20 protein-coding genes are annotated in these 17,885 nt (G+C 73.4%); 9 read left to right on the top strand and 11 right to left on the bottom strand.

Annotated features, from left to right (window positions below; genetic code table 11):
- Nucleotides 1-463: 463 nt before the first annotated feature.
- The gene (locus ACFVT2_RS42120) at nt 464-1,147 is read right to left on the bottom strand and encodes a FadR/GntR family transcriptional regulator (protein WP_390027471.1); all 684 of its coding nucleotides are present in this window, start codon (nt 1,145-1,147) and stop codon (nt 464-466) included.
- A 171-nt stretch (nt 1,148-1,318) separates the two neighbouring features.
- Between ACFVT2_RS42120 and ACFVT2_RS42115 the strand changes: the two genes are divergently transcribed.
- Both ACFVT2_RS42115 and ACFVT2_RS42110 read left to right on the top strand, forming a co-directional pair.
- A complete protein-coding gene (locus ACFVT2_RS42115; protein ID WP_390027469.1) occupies nt 1,319-2,278 on the top strand; it encodes a dihydrodipicolinate synthase family protein in 960 nt (319 codons plus the stop codon).
- Nucleotides 2,279-2,386: 108 nt separating this feature from the next.
- The gene (locus ACFVT2_RS42110) at nt 2,387-3,031 is read left to right on the top strand and encodes a hypothetical protein (protein WP_390027467.1); all 645 of its coding nucleotides are present in this window, start codon (nt 2,387-2,389) and stop codon (nt 3,029-3,031) included.
- An 18-nt stretch (nt 3,032-3,049) separates the two neighbouring features.
- Here the strand turns inward: ACFVT2_RS42110 and ACFVT2_RS42105 are convergent, their stop codons facing one another.
- Complete coding sequence (locus tag ACFVT2_RS42105) at nt 3,050-3,298, bottom strand: hypothetical protein (RefSeq protein ID WP_390027464.1); 249 nt, start codon at nt 3,296-3,298, stop codon at nt 3,050-3,052.
- A 68-nt stretch (nt 3,299-3,366) separates the two neighbouring features.
- Here ACFVT2_RS42105 and map point away from each other — a divergent pair, with 68 nt between their 5' ends.
- The 3 genes from map (at nt 3,367) to ACFVT2_RS42090 (ending at nt 6,339) form a co-directional block, all read left to right on the top strand.
- On the top strand, nt 3,367-4,224 hold the full coding sequence (gene map / locus ACFVT2_RS42100) for a type I methionyl aminopeptidase (RefSeq protein WP_390027462.1): 858 nt from the start codon (nt 3,367-3,369) through the stop codon (nt 4,222-4,224).
- Between the two features lie 163 nt (nt 4,225-4,387).
- Nucleotides 4,388-5,056, top strand: coding sequence for a heme oxygenase (biliverdin-producing) (locus ACFVT2_RS42095; protein ID WP_390027460.1), 669 nt, complete (start codon nt 4,388-4,390; stop codon nt 5,054-5,056).
- A 293-nt stretch (nt 5,057-5,349) separates the two neighbouring features.
- Complete coding sequence (locus tag ACFVT2_RS42090; RefSeq protein WP_390027457.1) at nt 5,350-6,339, top strand: hypothetical protein; 990 nt, start codon at nt 5,350-5,352, stop codon at nt 6,337-6,339.
- A gap of 207 nt (nt 6,340-6,546) precedes the next feature.
- Here ACFVT2_RS42090 and ACFVT2_RS42085 read toward each other — a convergent pair whose 3' ends face one another.
- Nucleotides 6,547-7,287, bottom strand: coding sequence for a bifunctional DNA primase/polymerase (locus tag ACFVT2_RS42085; RefSeq protein WP_390027454.1), 741 nt, complete (start codon nt 7,285-7,287; stop codon nt 6,547-6,549).
- A 143-nt stretch (nt 7,288-7,430) separates the two neighbouring features.
- Nucleotides 7,431-8,030: a TetR/AcrR family transcriptional regulator gene (locus tag ACFVT2_RS42080; protein ID WP_390027451.1), complete on the bottom strand. Its 600-nt coding sequence runs from the start codon at nt 8,028-8,030 to the stop codon at nt 7,431-7,433.
- Between the two features lie 170 nt (nt 8,031-8,200).
- Here ACFVT2_RS42080 and ACFVT2_RS42075 point away from each other — a divergent pair, with 170 nt between their 5' ends.
- Entirely contained in the window at nt 8,201-8,383 is a 183-nt protein-coding gene (locus ACFVT2_RS42075; protein ID WP_390027448.1) for a DUF6243 family protein, read from the top strand.
- 46 nt (nt 8,384-8,429) lie between these two features.
- On the opposite strand, the gene ACFVT2_RS42070 is transcribed toward ACFVT2_RS42075, so the two are convergent.
- The 3 genes from ACFVT2_RS42070 to ACFVT2_RS42060 form a co-directional block, all read right to left on the bottom strand.
- Nucleotides 8,430-9,383 carry a small ribosomal subunit Rsm22 family protein gene (locus tag ACFVT2_RS42070; RefSeq protein WP_390027446.1) on the bottom strand — a complete coding sequence of 318 codons (954 nt, stop codon included), beginning with the start codon at nt 9,381-9,383 and terminating at the stop codon, nt 8,430-8,432.
- A 52-nt stretch (nt 9,384-9,435) separates the two neighbouring features.
- Complete coding sequence (locus ACFVT2_RS42065; RefSeq protein ID WP_390027443.1) at nt 9,436-10,509, bottom strand: serine hydrolase domain-containing protein; 1,074 nt, start codon at nt 10,507-10,509, stop codon at nt 9,436-9,438.
- A gap of 65 nt (nt 10,510-10,574) precedes the next feature.
- Nucleotides 10,575-11,909: a Bcr/CflA family multidrug efflux MFS transporter gene (locus tag ACFVT2_RS42060; RefSeq protein WP_390027440.1), complete on the bottom strand. Its 1,335-nt coding sequence runs from the start codon at nt 11,907-11,909 to the stop codon at nt 10,575-10,577.
- Between the two features lie 261 nt (nt 11,910-12,170).
- On the opposite strand from ACFVT2_RS42060, the gene ACFVT2_RS42055 reads away from it, so the two are divergent.
- Nucleotides 12,171-13,103: an SDR family oxidoreductase gene (locus ACFVT2_RS42055; protein WP_390027437.1), complete on the top strand. Its 933-nt coding sequence runs from the start codon at nt 12,171-12,173 to the stop codon at nt 13,101-13,103.
- 53 nt (nt 13,104-13,156) lie between these two features.
- Nucleotides 13,157-14,059, top strand: coding sequence for a PhzF family phenazine biosynthesis protein (locus ACFVT2_RS42050; protein ID WP_390027434.1), 903 nt, complete (start codon nt 13,157-13,159; stop codon nt 14,057-14,059).
- A 279-nt stretch (nt 14,060-14,338) separates the two neighbouring features.
- Here the strand turns inward: ACFVT2_RS42050 and ACFVT2_RS42045 are convergent, their stop codons facing one another.
- The 4 genes from ACFVT2_RS42045 to ACFVT2_RS42030 all read right to left on the bottom strand — a co-directional run bounded on the left by ACFVT2_RS42045 (nt 14,339) and on the right by ACFVT2_RS42030 (nt 16,974).
- Entirely contained in the window at nt 14,339-14,578 is a 240-nt protein-coding gene (locus tag ACFVT2_RS42045; protein ID WP_390027431.1) for a hypothetical protein, read from the bottom strand.
- A gap of 288 nt (nt 14,579-14,866) precedes the next feature.
- The gene (locus tag ACFVT2_RS42040) at nt 14,867-15,118 is read right to left on the bottom strand and encodes a hypothetical protein (RefSeq protein ID WP_390027428.1); all 252 of its coding nucleotides are present in this window, start codon (nt 15,116-15,118) and stop codon (nt 14,867-14,869) included.
- A gap of 440 nt (nt 15,119-15,558) precedes the next feature.
- Complete coding sequence (locus ACFVT2_RS42035; protein ID WP_390027427.1) at nt 15,559-16,083, bottom strand: hypothetical protein; 525 nt, start codon at nt 16,081-16,083, stop codon at nt 15,559-15,561.
- Between the two features lie 480 nt (nt 16,084-16,563).
- Nucleotides 16,564-16,974, bottom strand: a complete 411-nt coding sequence (locus tag ACFVT2_RS42030; protein ID WP_390027424.1) for a DUF1266 domain-containing protein — start codon at nt 16,972-16,974, stop codon at nt 16,564-16,566.
- Nucleotides 16,975-17,441: 467 nt separating this feature from the next.
- Here ACFVT2_RS42030 and ACFVT2_RS42025 point away from each other — a divergent pair, with 467 nt between their 5' ends.
- The gene (locus ACFVT2_RS42025; protein WP_390027421.1) at nt 17,442-17,795 is read left to right on the top strand and encodes a hypothetical protein; all 354 of its coding nucleotides are present in this window, start codon (nt 17,442-17,444) and stop codon (nt 17,793-17,795) included.
- Nucleotides 17,796-17,885: the final 90 nt, after the last annotated feature.

The raw sequence follows: 17,885 nt of genomic DNA, 5'->3' as shown, positions 1-17,885 counted from the left end.
GGACGGTCCTGCGGGGGTGGGTTTCCGGACTGCTGCGCTTTACGTCCGGAAACCCACCCCCTCCGGCCCGCCCCCTCCCGTGGGTGGGGCACCCCCGCCCGGTGGGGGTAAGGCGAGAGGCCCACCCGGGCTCCTGCTTGCACCTCTCCCCACGGCGGGAAAGCCGGCAAGGTGGGCGCCGGGGCCGCTACGCCGGCCGTCGGCATGGAGCTCGCGTACGTCACGACTCTCCCCTCAGCCGGGCCAGGAGGTAGGACGTCCCTTGTCCTGCGGACGATAAGAAGGGCTCAACTAGCCGTCAAGGCACGGCACATGACGCTTTTTCGTGTCGGCAACGGCACCGCCGACACAGGGTGAAATCCCGGTGAACGGGATGAGCGTGACAAACCCGGCACCCCGGGCGGGCCCGTGCGTCCGACACCGGGACGGCCGGGGCCCGAGCCGGCCGGGGCCCCGGCGCCGGCTACGCGGTCAGCCGGCGCCGGATACCGTCGAAGTGCCGGTGCATCGCCGCCACCGCCCGCTGCCCGTCACCCGCCTCCAGGGCGTCGACGATCTCCCTGTGCTGGCGGTAGGTCACCTCCGGGTCCGGCCGGACGTCGGCGAGGTCCTCGCGGACCCGGCGCAGCGCCGCCCAGAACGCGTCCAGCACCTCGCTCAGCAGGTGGTTGCCGAGCGAGCGGTACAGCGCGAGGTGGAAGGCCCGGTCGGTGGCGCTGAGCACCTCCCCGCCGCGCGCCTCCTCCGCCATCCGCTGCACCAGCGCCTTGAGGACGGCGAGGTCCTCGGCCGGCAGGCCGTGCGCCACGGCGCCGATCAGCCCCGCCTCCAGGGCCTCCCGGACCTCCATCAGCTCGTACAGGCTGGGCTCCCCCTGGTGGTGGCGGACCGCGGCCCGGAAGGCGACGCCCTCGACGAACGGTTCGAGGGTGAGCGCGCCGACGTAGGTGCCGAAGCCGTGCCGGATCTCGACGATCCGCATGGCCTGGAGCGCCTTGAGCGCCTCCCGCACCGAGTTGCGGCTGACGTCGAGCATGGCGACCAGCTCGGCCTCGGTGGGCAGCGGATCGCCCGGCGTCAGCCGGCGGTCCAGGATCAGCTGCTTGATCCGCGCCTGGACGTCCTCGGACATCGTGCCTCGCGCCATCCCCATCGCCCTCTTCCCTCTCCCGCGCCTCATGTGCCGCGCGCCGCCGCCCGTTTGGCCCGCGTCGGGGCGGAACTCCTTGACCGGGCACCTGCGCGCATGCCTATTGTGACCGCGAGATCGGACATCCCATGTCCGATGTGCCAGCTCAGAGCCGCCCTTGGAGCCCCCATGGCACTCACCGCCCCGCTGCACGGCGTCATCCCCCCGGTCTGCACCCCGCTCGACCCGCACGGCGAGGTCGACACCGCCTCCCTCACCCGCCTGGTCTGTCATCTCCTCGACGCCGGCGTCCACGGCCTGTTCGCCCTGGGATCCACCAGTGAGGCGGTATACCTGACCAACCATCAACGGGCCACCGTCCTGGAGACCGTGGCCACCGCCGCCGCCGGCCGGGTCCCGGTCCTGGCCGGCGTCATCGACACCACCACCGCCCGCGTCCTGGAGCACGCCCGGACCGCCGCCGCGCTCGGCGCCGACGGCCTGGTCGCCACCGCCCCCTTCTACACCCGCACCCACCCCCGCGAGATCGCCGCCCACTTCCGGCATCTGCGCACCGCCACCGGCCTGCCGCTGATCGCGTACGACATCCCGGTCTCCGTGCACCACAAGCTCTCCCCGGCCCTGGTCCGCGAGCTGGCCGAGGACGGCACCCTCGCCGGCCTCAAGGACTCAAGCGGCGACGACGGGGCACTGCGCCGCCTGCTGGTTGCACTCGGCGGCCGCACCGCCCGGCACACCGGCCCCGCACCCGACTTCGCCGTCCTCACCGGCTCCGAACTCACCGCCGACGCCGCCCTGTTGGCGGGCGCGGACGGCATCGTCCCGGGCCTGGGCAACGTGGACCCGGCGGGCTACGTCCGGCTCTACGACGCCGCCCGCGCCGGCGACTGGCCCCGTGCGGCCGCCGAACAGGAGCGCCTGGTCACCCTCTTCGACCTCACCGACACCGGCCCGGAGGCCGAGATGGGCCGCAGCTCCTCCGCCCTCGGCGGCTTCAAGGCCGCCCTCCACCTGCTCGGGGTGATCGCCCGCCGCGACACGGCGGTACCACAGCTCCCGCTGAGCGAGGAGTCGGTCGCGGAGGTAGGACGTCGGCTGACCGAGGCCGGCCTGCACCCCGCCCCCTGAGCCCGCGGACAGGCCCCGCCGCCGCCACGGCCCGCCCCGGCCCCCGTACGGGTGACACCACCCGCCCCCGGCCCCACGGAGCCGGCCCGTGCGGCACCATGCCGCGCCATGGATGCCGTACGCGTCGCCCTGCTGCGTGAGGTCCTCGCCGGGACCGAGTGGATCGAGGCCACCCGCCGCTTCGCCGGTTCGCTGCGGGCCGCCGTCGCCCCGCACGGCGGCGGCCTGCTGCTGGTCGGCAGCGCCGCCTACGAGCCCTGGCACCTGGCCGCCCACCTGGACGACGAGGCCGCCTGGTCGGGCCTGCCGGAGCTGTCGCCGACCCTGGTCCGCCACCGGGTCCCCACCGGGGCGCCGGCGCACCTCGCGGTGGGACCGGGACGGCTGGCGGCGGCCGGACGCGGCGCGACGCTGCTGGTGGTGACGCCGGAGCGGCCGGACGCCGGGCTGCTGGAGCGGATCCACGACGCCCGCCGCAACGGCGCCACGGTGCTCGCCCTGGACTCCGGCGACCGCGACCTCCACGCCCTGGCCCACGATGCGCTGGCCACCGCCCCGCCACCGCCGGAGGGCGCCGCGGCGGCCCCGGACCTCCGGGACGCCCCGGCCCTCGACCTGGACACCGTCCAGCACCTGGTCAGCGCCGCAGCCGGCGAGAACGGTCGGCCCGCGCCGGGCCGACACCGCCGCTTCCGCGACCGCCTCGCCCGCCTCGCCGAGGGCCTGGCGACCCCGCCGCCCCCGCCCTGGTGACCCGACCCGGGCCGCGGGCTACGCGCCGTCCGCGTCCCCCGTGCCGCCCTTACCGCCCTTGCCCATGTCGTGCCACTTGGGGTCGGTCTCCCACTCCAGATTCCGCTCGCGGGCGGTATCCATGGCGTGCGCCGCCTCCTCGCGGGTGGCGTACGGGCCGAACCGGTCGGCGGCGCGGCACTGGGGGCCCTCCTCGACCGTCCCGTGCTTGAGGCAGTAGAACCACTCGCCCGGCTTGCCGACCGTCCGCCGTTTGAACAGTGCCATTGCCGCCTCCTGTGCTTGGCTCCCGTTCCCACCATCCTGCCCGACGGCCCGCGGATACACTCGCTGGCATGTCTGGCCAGTCGCTTCTCGCCCCCGGGGAGATCTCCCCCACCCGCCCCGTTCCCGCCTCGATCCCGCGCCCCGAGTACGTCGGCAAGGCCGGCCCGACCCCGTACACCGGGCCCGAGGTGCAGGACGCCGAAACCATCGAGCGGATGCGGATCGCCGGCCGGATCGCCGCCCAGGCGATGGCGGAAGCCGCCAAGTTGATCGCGCCCGGTGTGACCACCGACGAACTGGACCGGGTCGCCCACGAGTTCATGTGCGACCACGGCGCCTACCCCTCCACGCTCGGCTACCGCGGCTTCCCCAAGTCCCTGTGCTCCTCGCTCAACGAGGTCATCTGCCACGGCATCCCCGACTCGACCGTCCTCAAGGACGGCGACATCGTGAACCTCGACGTGACCGCGTACATCCACGGCGTGCACGGCGACAACAACGCCACCTACCTGTGCGGCGAGGTGGACGAGGAGTCTCGGCTGCTGGTGGAGCGCACCCGGGAGGCGCTCAGCCGCGCGATCAAGGCCGTCAAGCCGGGCCGCCAGATCAACATCATCGGCCGGGTCATCGAGTCCTACGCCAAGCGCTTCGGCTACGGCGTGGTCCGCGACTTCACCGGCCACGGCATCAACTCGTCCTTCCACTCCGGCCTGATCGTCCCGCACTACGACAGCCCGCACCACACCACCGACATCAAGCCCGGCATGACCTTCACGATCGAGCCGATGCTGACGCTGGGCACGCACGAGTACGACATGTGGGAGGACGGCTGGACCGTGGTCACCAAGGACCGCAAGCGGACCGCGCAGTTCGAGCACACGCTGGTGGTCACGGAGACCGGCACGGAGATCCTTACGCTGCCCTGATCCGGACCGGAGTAGCGTTTTTACCGACAGGTTGTCGGGAACAGGTTGACCAGGGCCCGCCCGCGTAGTTAGGTAACCCTAACCACGGCGGCTGCGTGCAGTCGTCGGCCTGTTCCCGACACGCCATCCCTGTCCGCGCTCTGCCGGCCTCCGGAGGTCCGCCTTGGAAGCATCCAGCCCGACCCCGCCCGCGTTCTCGACGGCCATCCGCACGGCCTCCCACGAACAGCACACCGAGGCCGAGAACTCCGCGTTCATGAGCCACCTGTTGGGCGGCAAGCTCGGTGTCGCCGCGTACCGGCGCTACACCGAACAACTGTGGTTCGTCTACCGCGCCCTGGAGGACGTCCCCCAGGGCCTCGCCACGGACCCGGTCGCGGGCCCCTTCATCCGCCCGGAGCTGGCCCGCACCACCGAGTTGGCGCGCGACCTCGCCCACCTCGGCGGCCCCGACTGGCGCACCGGCCTGGAGCCGCTGCCGGCCACCGCCGCGTACGCCGACCGGATCGCCGCCTGCGCCCGCGACTGGCCGGCCGGATACGTCGCCCACCACTACACCCGCTACCTCGGCGACCTCTCCGGCGGCCAGATCATCCGCGGCACCGCCGAGAAGACCTGGGGCTTCGCGCGCAAGGGCGACGGCGTCCGCTTCTACGTCTTCGAGGCCATCGGCAACCCCGCCGCCTTCAAGCGCACCTACCGCGAGCTCCTGGACGGGCTGCCGCTCGACGACCTGGAGAAGCAGCGCGTCATCGACGAGTGCAAGCGCGCCTTCGCCCTGAACAGCGCCGTCTTCCGGGAGTTGGGCAACGCGTTCCCGCTCAGCGCCTGACCGCCGTCCGACCGTCTGACCACCGACGGAGCGCCGCCCACCCCGCCGTACGGCCGTGCACAGAGCTCCGGGCCGCCCCCGCACCGTCCAGGGGGCGGCCCGCGTGGCCGGCCGGCACCGGGACGGCGCGAAAGCCGACAAGGTGGGGCGCCCACGAACACCCGAGGGCCCGGCGGAAACAAACGTCACCCCGACCGCCACGCCCGCCGTCGGCCACCGGGTATGGTTGCCGCCGAATCGTGCCACCGGCGGCCTCCCGTCCGCCCCGGTCGCCCCGAAGGAGCCCGAGCCCCATGACACGCAGGTCGCCGTTCCGGGTGCCCGCAGCGCTGACGTCGGCAGCAGCCGCGCTGGTGGTACTGAGCGGATGCATGACGGTGCACGGCGAGCGCGAGGTGCTGCCCGCGGTGTCGCAGGACGACGCCGCCAAGGCGCTCAAGCACTTCACCAACGGCTTCAACAAGGCCAACCGCACGCTGGACTCGACGGTGAACACCTCGTACGAAGCCGGTGCGCTGCTCGCCATCGACCAGGCGGGGCTGAAGGCCGCACACGGCGTGCGCCCCGCCGGCAACCCGAACTTCACCCCGCTGGCGTTCACCGACGCCCACTTCACCGTGCCCCAGCAGAAGGGCTGGCCGAAGTTCTTCGTCGCGGACGCGCTCAGCAACCGCCGGGAGCGGAGCGGCGAGAACACCCGCTGGTTCCTGGTGTTCAGCCGGGACAGCGTCACCGCGAAGTGGCGGGCGACGTACCTCGCGACGTTCCCCGGCAACAAGGCCCCGGAGTTGAAGGTCACCGGCGGCTACGGGGAAGCGGTGCCGGTGGACGGTTCGTCGGGGCTCGCGGTCGACCCGGGCAAGCTGAGCCAGGCGTATGCGGACTACCTCAACACCGGTAAGGGCGACACGTTCGCGCCGGGCCAGGAGACCGACAGTCTGCGGGCCTGGCGCGCCTCCCAGACCAACCAGCCGGGGGCCCGGATCCAGTGGCAGGACCAGGCGTCGGAGCTGCCGCCGGTGGCGCTGCGGACGACGGACGGCGGGGCCCTGGTGTTCTTCTCGACCGTCTACCACCAGCAGAAGACGGTCTCCAAGGGCCTGATGATCACCGTGCCGGCGGAGCTGCGCGGGATCATGGACGGGCCGGCGCCGAAGAACCCCACGCGGATGGCGTTCACGACGGTGTCGGGCCAGACGGTGCTGGTCCCGGCGAAGAGCGCCGGCGGCAAGGTCTCGGTGCTCAACCGGATCGAGGCGAAGACGTCGGTGAAGGCGCTGTAGCCGTCGAAGGCGTGCCGGCCGACGGATACCCGAGGGGCAGCGGAAGGCGTGCGGGTCGGCCAGCGCACCCGGCTGCCGGCGCGGGCCGGTAGGGACGGGCGGACCCGGTAGGAACGAGCGGGCGGGGCGGGGCCACCGGCGGATCGGCGGCCCCTGTGCCGTGAGAACGGAAGCGGCGGCCGTGGAAACGGAACCGGCGCCGGCCGGTCAGCGGCCGATCGGCCAGGCCGCCGTCTCGTGGTCGGGTTCGCGGCCGATGAACTCCGCGCAGGCGTCGGTGAGGGTCTCCAACAGCGTCAGCGGGTCGGGCAGCGGGAGCTCGGGGCCGCGCAGCCAGGTCACCGCGGGCGCGTCACCGGGGAGGGTGGACGGCGGCAGGAGGACGTAGCTGCCGCGGCAGTGCCAGCGGAGGCCGGGGTGCTCGTCGAGGGTCTCGGGATGGCAGTCCAGCTCGCACGGCCACCACTCGTCCTCGTCGTCGGGGGTGCCGCGGGTGGCGGTGAAGAAGAGCATCCGGCCGTCGCCGATACCGGCGCCGCTGAGGCTGACCGGGCCGACCTCGATGCCGGCCGCGTCCAGTCGGCCGATGGCGCTGCGGCCGGCCTCGACGGGGACGTCGAGGACGTCGTGGGCCATGCCGGTGGCGGTGATGAAGTTGGCCTGCGGGAGGGTGCGGACCCAGGCGGCGACCTTGTCGCGGTCGGTGGTGGCGACGGTCTGCCAGCCGAAGGAGATGGGGTGGCGGCCGGGGGTGGGACAGCCGATGCGTTCGCAGGAACAGCCGTAACCGGCCGGATGGGCGGCGGGGGCGACCGGGAAACCCGCGTCGACCGCCGCCATCAGCAGGTCCTCGCGGCCGCACGCGGCGGCCGATCCCGTGTCCGTATCGCCGCCCGATCCGCTCCTCGGCCGGCGCAGCCACTGGGAGAACCTGCTCTTGCGTTCCATCAATCCCCTCACTTCGAGCGGTGGTCTGGGGTCAATGCTGCCACCATCCTGGGCGCCAGGTGACCGGTGTGCGGATCCGGGGTGAACGCGGTACGGGCGAAGAGGGGCATTTCACGCCATTGCCGGCCGGACGCCCCGGCGGGTCAGTCGCGCCGGCCCAGACCGCGGAGCACCTGGTCGACGAGGGTGTCGACGAAGGCGTGGGTGAGTTCCCCGGTGCGCATCAGCCAGCGCTGTGAAAAGGGACTCAGCAGCATCTCGGCACCGATCCGGACGTCGACGTCCGGGGCCAGCTCGCCGGCTTCCTGGGCGGCGCGGAGCCGGTCGACGTAGACGCGGATACCGGGTTCCATGAGGCGGCCGACGAAGGTGCGGGAGAGCTCCTCGTCGTTGGCGCCGGCCGCCGCGAGGGCCCGGTAGGGGGCCTGCCAGGCGGCGTCGTTGAACTCGTCGGCGGTGGCGTGGAGGACGGCCTTGAGGTCGGCGGCGAGGTCACCGGTGTCGGGCAGCCCCTCCTGGTCGTACTCGTCGACGACGGCGCCGAAGGCGTCGAGGAGGACGGCGGCCTTGGAGGGCCACCAGCGGTAGATGGTCTGCTTGCCGACGCCGGCGCGGGCGGCGATGCCTTCGATGGTGAGTTTGTCGTAGCCGACCTCGCCGACGAGGGCGAGGGCGGCGTCGAAGATCGCCTGGCGGGAGCGTTCGCTGCGGCGGGAGGCGTCGGGGGCTGGTTTGTTGGCCATGGCCGGAAGTGTATCGAGCGGGAGGCGAGACGTATCGTCTTGACAATACGAAGCGTCTCGCCTGAGGATGGGGGCATCGCTGGACGAGACGGATTGTCTCGCCGAGCGGCGGGGGCGCGGTACGCGTGCGCCCCCGCCGCTCGCCGGTCCCACAGGAAGGAACTCACCTCATGAGCAAGGGGAATGCCGGGGGAATGCTCGGCGTCGGGGGAACCCGCAGCAAGCTCTCGCGGGGTGCGCTGCGCGGCGGCGGCGCGAACGGGCGCGGCAAGAGCGCGGCGGACGCGCAGGATCCGCAGGAACAGCGCCGCGCGCTCCTGGAGAAGATGCGGCAACGCAGCCGGAGCGCCTGACGCGGCGCGGACCGGGCGGCGGACGACCGTCGCCCGGGGGCCGGTCTCAATGCGGCCAGGCGTCGCCCCAGGCCGCGTCGCGCGCCTCGCGGTAGGCGGCACCGTGCCGCTTGGTGACGGTGTCCCGCCGCAGGGCGTCGTCCGCGGTGCACAGGTCCAACAGCACCTGGCCCTTGCGGATCTGCGGCTTGCGCACGATCCGGGCGGCGACCGGTTCGGCCGGGAGGCGGGTGGCGGCGACGTAGCTGAACTTCTCGTCCTCGTAGGCCAGGGAGCCGCCCTTGACCTGGCGGTGCAGGGAGGAGCGGCTGACCCGGGCCGAGAAGTGGCACCAGTCTTCGCCGGGGACGATCGGGCAGGCGGCGCTGTGCGGGCACGGGGCGACGATCCGCAGTCCGGCGGCGACCAGTTGCTCACGGGCCTCCCGGATCCGCAGGTAGCCCTCGGGGGTGCCCGGTTCGATCAGGACCACGGCCCGGGCGGCGGCCGCCGCGGCCACCACCGCACGGCGGTCCTCGGGAAGCAGCTCGCCCAGGACGTAGGAGACGGTGACCAGGTCGGTGTCGTCGGGGACGGTGAGGCCGCCGCCGAGGGCCTGCCGGCGCCAGGTGACGTCCGGCAGGATCCCGGCGGCCAGTTCGCGGCCGAGGTCGAGCGCGGGCTGCGCCCAGTCCAGGACCGTGCTGCGCGGGCCGTCCCAGGTGGCGGCGGTGGCCCAGGTGGCCGCGCCGGTACCGCCGCCGACGTCGATGTGGGTGGCCGGGGACCAGTCGGGGACGCGGGCGGCGAAGGCGGCCAGTGCGGCCCGCACCGCCTCGAAGGTGGCCGGCATCCGGTAGGCGGCGTACGCGGCGACGTCGCCGCGGTCCCGGAGCACCGGGGCGTCGGTGGGGGTGCGGCCCCGGTAGTTGGCGATCAGTCGCTCGACGGCCTGCGCGGCCTGCTTGGGCGGCAGGCCGTCGAGCAGGCCCGCCAGGGCGGTGCGCAGTTCGTCGTGCATTCGAGAGAGTTTACGGGGGTCCCGGGCGGCACCGTGCCGGGCCGGGACGGGCTCAGGCGGCGGCCGCCGCGCGGGCGAGGTGGGTGGCGGCCGCCGCCCGCGGGGCGCTGCCGCCCGTCCGGCGCCGCGGGTGGACGGTGTTGGCGAGCAGCACCAGGAAGGTGTCGGTGGCGCGGTCCAGGACCAGGCTGGTGCCGGTGAACCCGGTGTGGCCGGCCGCGCCCCGACCGGCCAGCTCGCCCATGAAGTACGGCTGGTCGACGGCGAAGCCGAGGCCGGGCGGGTCGAGCAGGGCGGCGACCGCGGCCGGGCCGAGGATCCGGGCGGTGCCGTACGCGCCGCCGTTGAGCAGCGTCCGGCACAGCACGGCCAGGTCCTGGGCGGTGGAGAACAGGCCCGCGTGGCCGGCCACGCCCCCCAGCGCCCAGGCGTTCTCGTCGTGCACCTCGCCGCGCAGCGGGCCCCGGTCCGCCTTGGCCCACGGCCGCCGCTGGTCCTCGGTGGCGGCCACGCCCTGCGGCGCCAGCGGCCCGTAGCAGGTGCTGGCCAGGCCCAGCGGGCCGGTGATGCCGTCGCGGACCAGGGCGTCCAGGGGGCGGCCGGTGAGCCGTTCCAGGAGCAGTTGGAGGGCGATGAGGTTCAGGTCGGAGTAGCGGTGCGCGCCGTACGGGCCGCCGGAGGGGGCGGCCGTCTCGGCCCACAGCAGCGCCAACTGGTCGGCGCGGTCGGGACGCTCGTAGAAGGGCAGCTCGGGGGCGAGGCCGGAGGTGTGCCGGAGCAGGTCGCGGACGGTGATGCCGGGGGCGAACGCCGGCAGGTGGGCGGCGACCGGCGCGTCGAGGGCGAGCCGGCCGCGCTCGGTCTGCTGGACCGCGGCGATGGTGGTGAAGAGCTTGCTGAGCGAGGCGAGGTCGAAGACGGTGCCGACCCGCATCGGCTCCCACAGGTCGCGGGGCAGGTCCAGGCCCCGGTCGCGTTCGGGGTCGTACGCGCGGTAGCGGACCGCCCAGCCGGCGGCCGCCTCGGCGGCGACCACCGGGCCCCGGCCGGCCAGCACCACCACGCCGGGGCACCATGGCGCACGGCCCTCCGGCAGTGCGCGCACGCCGCTGACCAGCCGTTCCATCCAGGCGGGGTGCAGTCCCGCCTCGGCCGGTGTGCCGGGCTTCAGTCTCGGGGCGTTCGATACGTTCAGAGCCCAGTCCTCTCGCCGGCGGTGCGTTCCCCCTTACGCTGCCACGGACGACACATTCCCAGGAAGCTCACGAGCGCGAGAACGGCACACGACAGTTGGACGACGGCCATCGGTACGGCCGTCCGCTCGCCCGCGATGCCCACCAGTGGCGAGGCCACCGCGCCGAGCAGGAACGTCGAGGTGCCCAGCAGTGCGGAGGCCGAACCGGCCGCGTGCGGGGTGCGCAGCAGCGCCAGGGTGTTGGTGCTCGGCATGACCAGGCCCATCGCGGACATCAGCACGAACAGCCCGGCGGCCACCGGGACCAGCCCGGCCTTGCCGAAGACCCCGGACGACAGCAGCAACAGGGCCGCGCCGGCCAGCGCCACCAGCACCAGGCCGACGCCCAGCACCTTGTCCAGGCCGACCCGGCCGACCAGCAGCTTGCCGTTGATCTGGCCGACCGCGACCAGCCCGACGGAGTTGAGGCCGAAGAGCAGGCTGAAGGTCTGCGGGGAGGCGCCGTAGATCTCCTGGATGACGAACGGCGAGGCGGAGATGTACGCGAAGAGCGCGGCGAAGGCGAACGCGCCGACCAGGAGGTAGCCGGAGAACGCCCGGTCAGCGAGGAGGTCGCGCATGGTGCGCAGGGCCGGGCCGATGCCACCGGGCTGCCGGCGCTCCGGGGGCAGCGTCTCGTCCAGTCGCCGCCAGACGAGGAGGGTGAGCAGCACACCGATCACGGTGAGCACCACGAAGACCCCGCGCCAGTCGGTGAACCGGAGGATCTGGCCGCCGATGAGCGGGGCGACCACCGGTGCCACTCCGGAGATCAGCATCAGCGTGGCGAAGAACCGGGCCATCGCCACCCCGTCGTACAGGTCGCGCACCACCGCCCGCGCGATGACGATGCCGGCCGCGCCCGCGAGCCCCTGGAGCAGGCGGAAGGCGATGAGGACTTCGGCGTTGGTGGCGAGCGCGCACAGGGCGGTGGCCAGCACGTAGACGACCATGCCGATGAGCAGCGGGCGGCGGCGGCCCCACTTGTCGCTCGTCGGGCCGACGATCATCTGCCCCAGGGCCATGCCCGCCAGGCAGGTGGTGAGGGTCAGTTGGACGGTGGCGGCCGGGCTGTTCAGGGCGGCGGTGACCTGCGGCAGGGCCGGCAGGTACATGTCCATGGAGAGCGGCGGGACCGCGGTGAGGCCGCCGAGGACGAGGGTGACGAGCAGGCTGGTGCGGCGGGACGCGACGGGTGCCGACGGTGCTGTGGGCGCGTCCCGCCCGGATATGGCGGGCTGCCCGGGGGTGTCGTCCCGGGTCTCGGCGGCCTGGGCGCCGGACTCTGTCATGAGCGTCTCCATGAGTCGGTGATGGCAGCACCATGGTGGCACGCGGCGCACACCCGCCGGAGCGCGCGGACGCAGTCCTTTGGACCTACGTCCGGCCTAGGTCCGACCCGGGTCCGACCCGGGTCCGACCCGGGTTCGGTGTTGCGGCCGGCCCCGTCGCCGACCGCCAACTGCCGCCCGGCCCGCGGCTCCTGGCGGCACCGCCCGGGTGGCACCCGGTTCGCGCCCGGTTCCCGCCCGGTCCGCCGTTACCCTGCCGGCATGGCATATGACGCAGAGCGGGTAGCGGCGGCGCAGGCGACACCGGTGGCACGGGCCGGGCAGGTGGGCGGTACCGCGACCGCGGCCCGGCCGACCCTCCCCGCGCCCGCCTCGCGGGGCCGGACCCCGCGCACGGCGCCGACGCCCCAGGAGACCCGGGAGGACGGCGCGGCGGGCCGGAAGGTGGCCCTGGTCACCGGCGCGGGTTCGGGCATCGGGCGGGCGGTCGCCCTGGCGCTGGTCGCCGACAGTTGGACGGTGGTCCTGGCCGGCCGGCGCGCCGACGCCCTGGAGGAGACCGCCCGGCAGGTGGGGTACGCGGGCATCGAGGGCCCCGCGGTGCTGCCCGTCCCCACCGACGTCACCCGCCCCGACGAGGTCGACGCCCTCTTCACCACGATCCGCGACCGCTTCGGCCGGCTGGACCTGCTCTTCAACAACGCGGGCGCCTTCGGCCCGCCGGTCCCGCTGGCGGAACTCTCCTACGACGACTGGCGGGCGGTGGTCGACGTCAACCTCAACGGCGCCTTCCTGTGCGCCCAGGCCGCGTTCCGGACCATGCGCGACCAGGACCCGCAGGGCGGCCGGATCATCAACAACGGCTCCATCTCCGCCCATGTACCGCGGCCGCACTCGATCGCCTACACGGCCACCAAGCACGCGATGACCGGCCTCACCAAGTCGCTGTCCCTGGACGGCCGTCCGTACCGGATCGCCTGCGGCCAGATCGACATCGGCAACGCGGCCACCGAGATGACCGGCCGGATGCAGACCGGGATCCTCCAGGCCAACGGCCGCACCGAGGTCGAACCGGTCATGGACGCGGCCGACGTCGCCCGTACGGTCGTGCACATGGCGGCGCTCCCGTTGGAGGCCAACGTGCAGTTCGCGACCGTGATGGCGACCGCCATGCCGTACATCGGGCGGGGCTGACGCGCCGCTGACCGCCCGGGAATAGCCGGGCGGCGGTGGGTGGTTCCCTGGCCATGACACTCGACACCACCGCCGGGGACCCCGCCCGCACGCCGGAGATCCTGCACTACACCGCGTTCTCCACCGATCCCGCGGGCGGCAACCCGGCCGGCGTCGTCCTGGACGCCACCGGGCTGGACGACGCCGCTCAGCTCGCCATCGCCGCCGAACTGGGCTACTCCGAGACCGCGTTCCTCACCGCGCCGCCCGAGGGGCTGGGCGTGCCCGGCCGGGCGTTCACCATCCGGTACTTCAGCCCGCTCGCCGAGGTCGCCTTCTGCGGCCACGCCACGGTCGCCACCGCGGTCGCGTTCGCCGAGCGGCACGGCCCCGGCGACCTGCTCTTCGCCACCCAGGCGGGCCCGGTCCCGGTGACCGTCGCCCAGCGCGACGGGGCCTTGCGGGCCACCCTGACCAGCGTCGAACCGCACATCGAGCCGGTCGCCCCGGCCGATCTCGACGAGGCGCTGGCCGCGCTGGACTGGCCGGCCGCCGACCTCGACCCGGCCCTGCCGCCCCGGATCGCCTACGCCGGCAACCGCCACCTGGTCCTCGGCGCCGCCACCCGCGCCCGACTGGCCAAGCTCGACTACGACTTCGACCGGCTGGCCGCCCTGATGCAGCGCCTGGACCTGACGACCCTTCAGCTGGTCTGGCGGGAGAGCGACACCGTCTTCCACGTCCGCGACCCGTTCCCGGTCGGCGGCGTGGTGGAGGACCCGGCGACCGGCGCCGCGGCCGCCGCCTTCGGCGCGTACACCCGCGCCCTGGGCCTGGTCACCGCCCCGACGACGCTCACCCTCCACCAGGGGCACGACCTGGGCCGCCCGGGCCTGCTGACCGTCGACCTGCGGTCCGGCGACCCGCGCTCGCACGTCAGCGGGGCCGCCACCCGGATCACGTCGACGGACGCCTGAGCCCGCGGGCGGGACCACGGTCCCGCCCCTCCCTCCCCCGGCAGTCCGACAGTCCGGCAGTCCGGCAGTCCCAGCATCGCCCTGCCCGCCGCTGTCCCTCTGACCTCGACGCTTCCTGGGGTATGGGCGGTAGGCCGTGGGGCGTGGGCCCTGGGCCCTGGGCCCTGGGCCCTGGGCCCTGGGTCGTGGGTCGTGGGCCCTGTGTCGTGGGCCCTGTGTCGTGGGCCGTGGACCGCATGCGGGCGGCCCGCGCACTGGGACGGCCGGCCCGGGCCCGGTTCACCCGGCGCCCGGGGCGCCCCCTCCCGGCACCGCGCACACCGCGCCCCGCGGCTCGCAGGACACCGAGATCGTCCCCCGTCCGGCACCCCCCGACGGCTGGAAGGTCGCGCCGCCCTCCCGGTGCCCCGCCCCGAAGGTGTCGTCCCGCCACCCGAGCAGCGCCGACGCCACCACCGCGATCAACACCAGCACCACGAAGAGCAGCAACGGCCGGGCCCGTACCAGCAGTTGACGCATCCGCCCGCTCCGCCGTCCGGGCCCGCGGTTCGCCCCACGGCCTCCCGGTCCGACACCCGGCCCCCGCCCGGTCGCCGGACGGCGGTGCCACCCCAGCGCCCGCCCGATCCGTCTCTTCCAATACACCAGCCGGTAGTAGTGCTTCAGCACCTCGGCGCCCCCTCGTGTGACTGCCCGGGAAGCCACGAGGGTACTGCCCGGCAGCACCCGTGGCGCCCGCTCGCACCGAGCAACGGGCCCGCCGCGCGTCCTCGAAGGACGCCCGACGGGCCCGACGGTCAACGGCGCTCAGCCCCAGTAGCCGCCGTCGTTCCGCTCGTTCGGGTCGACCCACCAGCCGTTCTGGCAGATCCGACCCTCCGGGTCCCGGTCGCCCTCGGCGTACTCGCCGGACCCGGTGGTCTCACCGTGCGGACCACGCCCCCAACTGGTGTAGTAGTAGCGGCACCCCTGCCCCTGGGCCGAGGCGGCCGGCGCCGCCACCATTCCCGCGCTCAGCACACACAGCCCCACCAGCGCGATCCGCGTCAGCTTCCCCATCAGCCCATCCTTCCCCGCGCCCAACGGCGCACGGATATTCCTGACTTCTCCCGATTATTCGAAAGCGGCGCAACAGTAGCCCGTGTCGTACTCGCCCCCGTATTCCCCGAACTGACGAGTTTGAGAAGGGAATCAGCGCGGCGAGAAGAGCGTCCAGAGGGACATCCCGACCACCCGTCCGGTGCCACCTCGTACGCCCCACCCGCCCCCAGGGGCTCCGCCGCGCCACTCACCACACTGGTCGGCGGTCTCGTGGCCGCCGTCGCCGCGTTCACGGGCGGGCATCCGCCTCAAAACCACGCCCGCAAGCGCCGCGCCGCGCCGACCTCAAACGCTCCGCCGCACGCAGAAAAGGCCCCACTCCGACCCCCTGAGCAGGCAGGGGCGGAGTGGGGCCGGGGCGGCACCCGCGCGACGCGGACACCGGGCGGGGACCGCCGTCAGCCCAGACCGGGCAGCCCCTTGAGCGGGGACTGGGCCACGGCCGGCGCCCCCTGCGCGGGCAGCGCGCCGGTCACCGCCTTCCCGGACAGCGCGTCCGTCAGCGCCTTGGCCGACACCGCGTCGGCCAGCCCCTTCCCGGGCAGCGCGTCGGTCGGCATCCCACCGAGCAGTCCGCCGTCGGCGGTGGCCGCCTGCGCCGTGTCGCCCAACAGCTCCCCGGCCGCACCAGCGGTCGCACCGGCCGCCTGCGCCGCCGGCGGCGTCACCTTCGCCGCGGCCCCGCCGACCGCCTGGGTCTCCGCGGGCACCACCTTGTCGACGACCTTCCCCTGCGCCCCACCGGCGAGCTGCGTCGCCTGCTGCGCGGCACCACCCACCGTGTCCCCCACACTGCCGGGGTCCACGCTGGTCAGCCCGCCCAGGTCGGGGGTCTTCGGTCCGTCGGCGGCGTGGGCGCCGGCAGCCGACCCCAGCGTCATCGCGGCCGCGGCCATACCCACTGCCGTCAGAACTCGTCGCATCAAGGCTCCTCGATGAATGGAGATGTGCTTGTGTGATGAGAACGATGAGCTGCGCACCCGGACACGCCCGATCAGCACCGTCACGGCGCGGAGGGCGGGGAGGGGGCGGACGAATCGGCCCGTGCGCCGGGAATTGCTGCTGCTTTCGACGGCAGGTGTCGCGACCTGCGCTGTGCGCATACGCCCCTTGGACTCGGACCGCGTCACCGGCCACCGGCAACCGGCCACCGTCGCGGCGATTCCGGAGAACGGCGCCAGTCACCGCCCTTGGCCACACCAGCCGCGGAACCAGCACCTTCAAGCGGACTACGGGAACGGGCATCAGCATGCGTTTCCACCAAATGGTGCGCTAGCCAGTTCACGGGCCGCAGATGGATTGCACGTGTAGGCCCGTGTATCGGCCGCCGGCCATTCCTCCCCCCTTCCGGCGCCACCAACTCCGCCCACGCGCCACTATTTCCGCAGCCCGTTTGGTCACCGTCACCGTGCCCGATCGGGCTGATAGATGGATTCCCAGTGAACTTGGTGCCAGGGGCCGTTGGAATTGCCGGGATCCAGAAGGCGCTGCGCGGCTTGTGCGGTGTCGTCCTGGGAGCCGGACCATTCGGCGCCGGCGTTCTGCATCCACAGCGCGCGGCCCGCAATGAAGTCGTCCGCGAACGCGTTCCAGGATTGGTAGGTCTGCGCAGCGGGAGCCACCGCATTGCCCAGGAGTCGCCAGGCGCCCGGTTCGTCGACGTAGCCGGCGCCGAAGCGTGGTGTCCGTCCTTGTGCCGGTCGGCGGCGAGATCGGCCTTGTACGGGTCGGCGGTGAGGGGTGCGGAGACCATGGCTCCGGCTGCCGGATCCAGGACGACGACGCCCCGGCGGCCCTACGAATGAGTCATTCATCCCCCCGAATCAGCGCACGGCTCTCAACTGAGTGCGGGGAGAAAAGTGTTGGCGTTACCCGCCTGCCAACGGCGGCGCCGTGACTTTTTCCGTTGCTTCCCCCCTGTGGTAGACAGGGCCAGCGTGCCTGCCGTCCGACGGCGAGCACGCACTTTCTGTTTGCATTGATTGACACACGGGGGACATTCGTGGCGACTCCGCCGCAACCACAGCCTGCGCCGTTCCAAGCTCCTCAGCCGCAGCCCGGCCAGCCGTACCAGCCGCCGCACCCGCAGCCCGGCCAACCCGCCGCCTGGGGGCAGGCACAACCCCAGCACCCCGCCGCCTGGGGCCAGGCGCAACCTCAGCACCCTGGTGCCTGGGGCCAACATCCCGCGCCCGCCTGGAACCAGGGCCACCCCGCACCGTTTCCGCAGGCTCCGCAACCGCACCATGCCGGCTGTCGACTGTGCGGTGCCGTGCCGGCCATGGACGTCACCGTGCGCGGGCATCAGGGCATTCTCATCGTCATGCGGTTCCTGAGCATGAAGGGCCCTTTCTGCCGGAATTGCGGCGTCGCCCTGTGCCGCGACATGACAGGCAGCACGCTCTGGCAGGGATGGTGGAGCCCGTTCTCCCTCTTCCTCTTCACCCCCTTCACCCTCATCTGGAACCTCGTTGCCCGGGTCAGGCTGAACAAACTCCAGGCACCGATCCCGGGGCAACCGGGGCCCCAGCTGGATCCCGGGACACCGTTGTATCGACGGCCGGCAGTTCTTGGGGCGTTGATCCCAGTGCTCTGGTTCCTGTTCGTGACGTACCGGAGCATGTCGGGGGCCTAGGCAGTGTCTGATGGCTCTTTGACGAGATCACGGAGCCAGATCACGATGGCTGCGGTGGTCAGGGTGCCGTGGAAGATGTAGTCGCGTTTG

It is taken from the genome of Streptomyces sp. NPDC058000 (genome assembly GCF_042886435.1).
In the GTDB taxonomy this organism is placed as follows: domain Bacteria; phylum Actinomycetota; class Actinomycetes; order Streptomycetales; family Streptomycetaceae; genus Streptomyces.
Note: the sequence above shows the minus strand (reverse complement) of the source record. Positions and strands in the feature narration are given on the sequence as shown.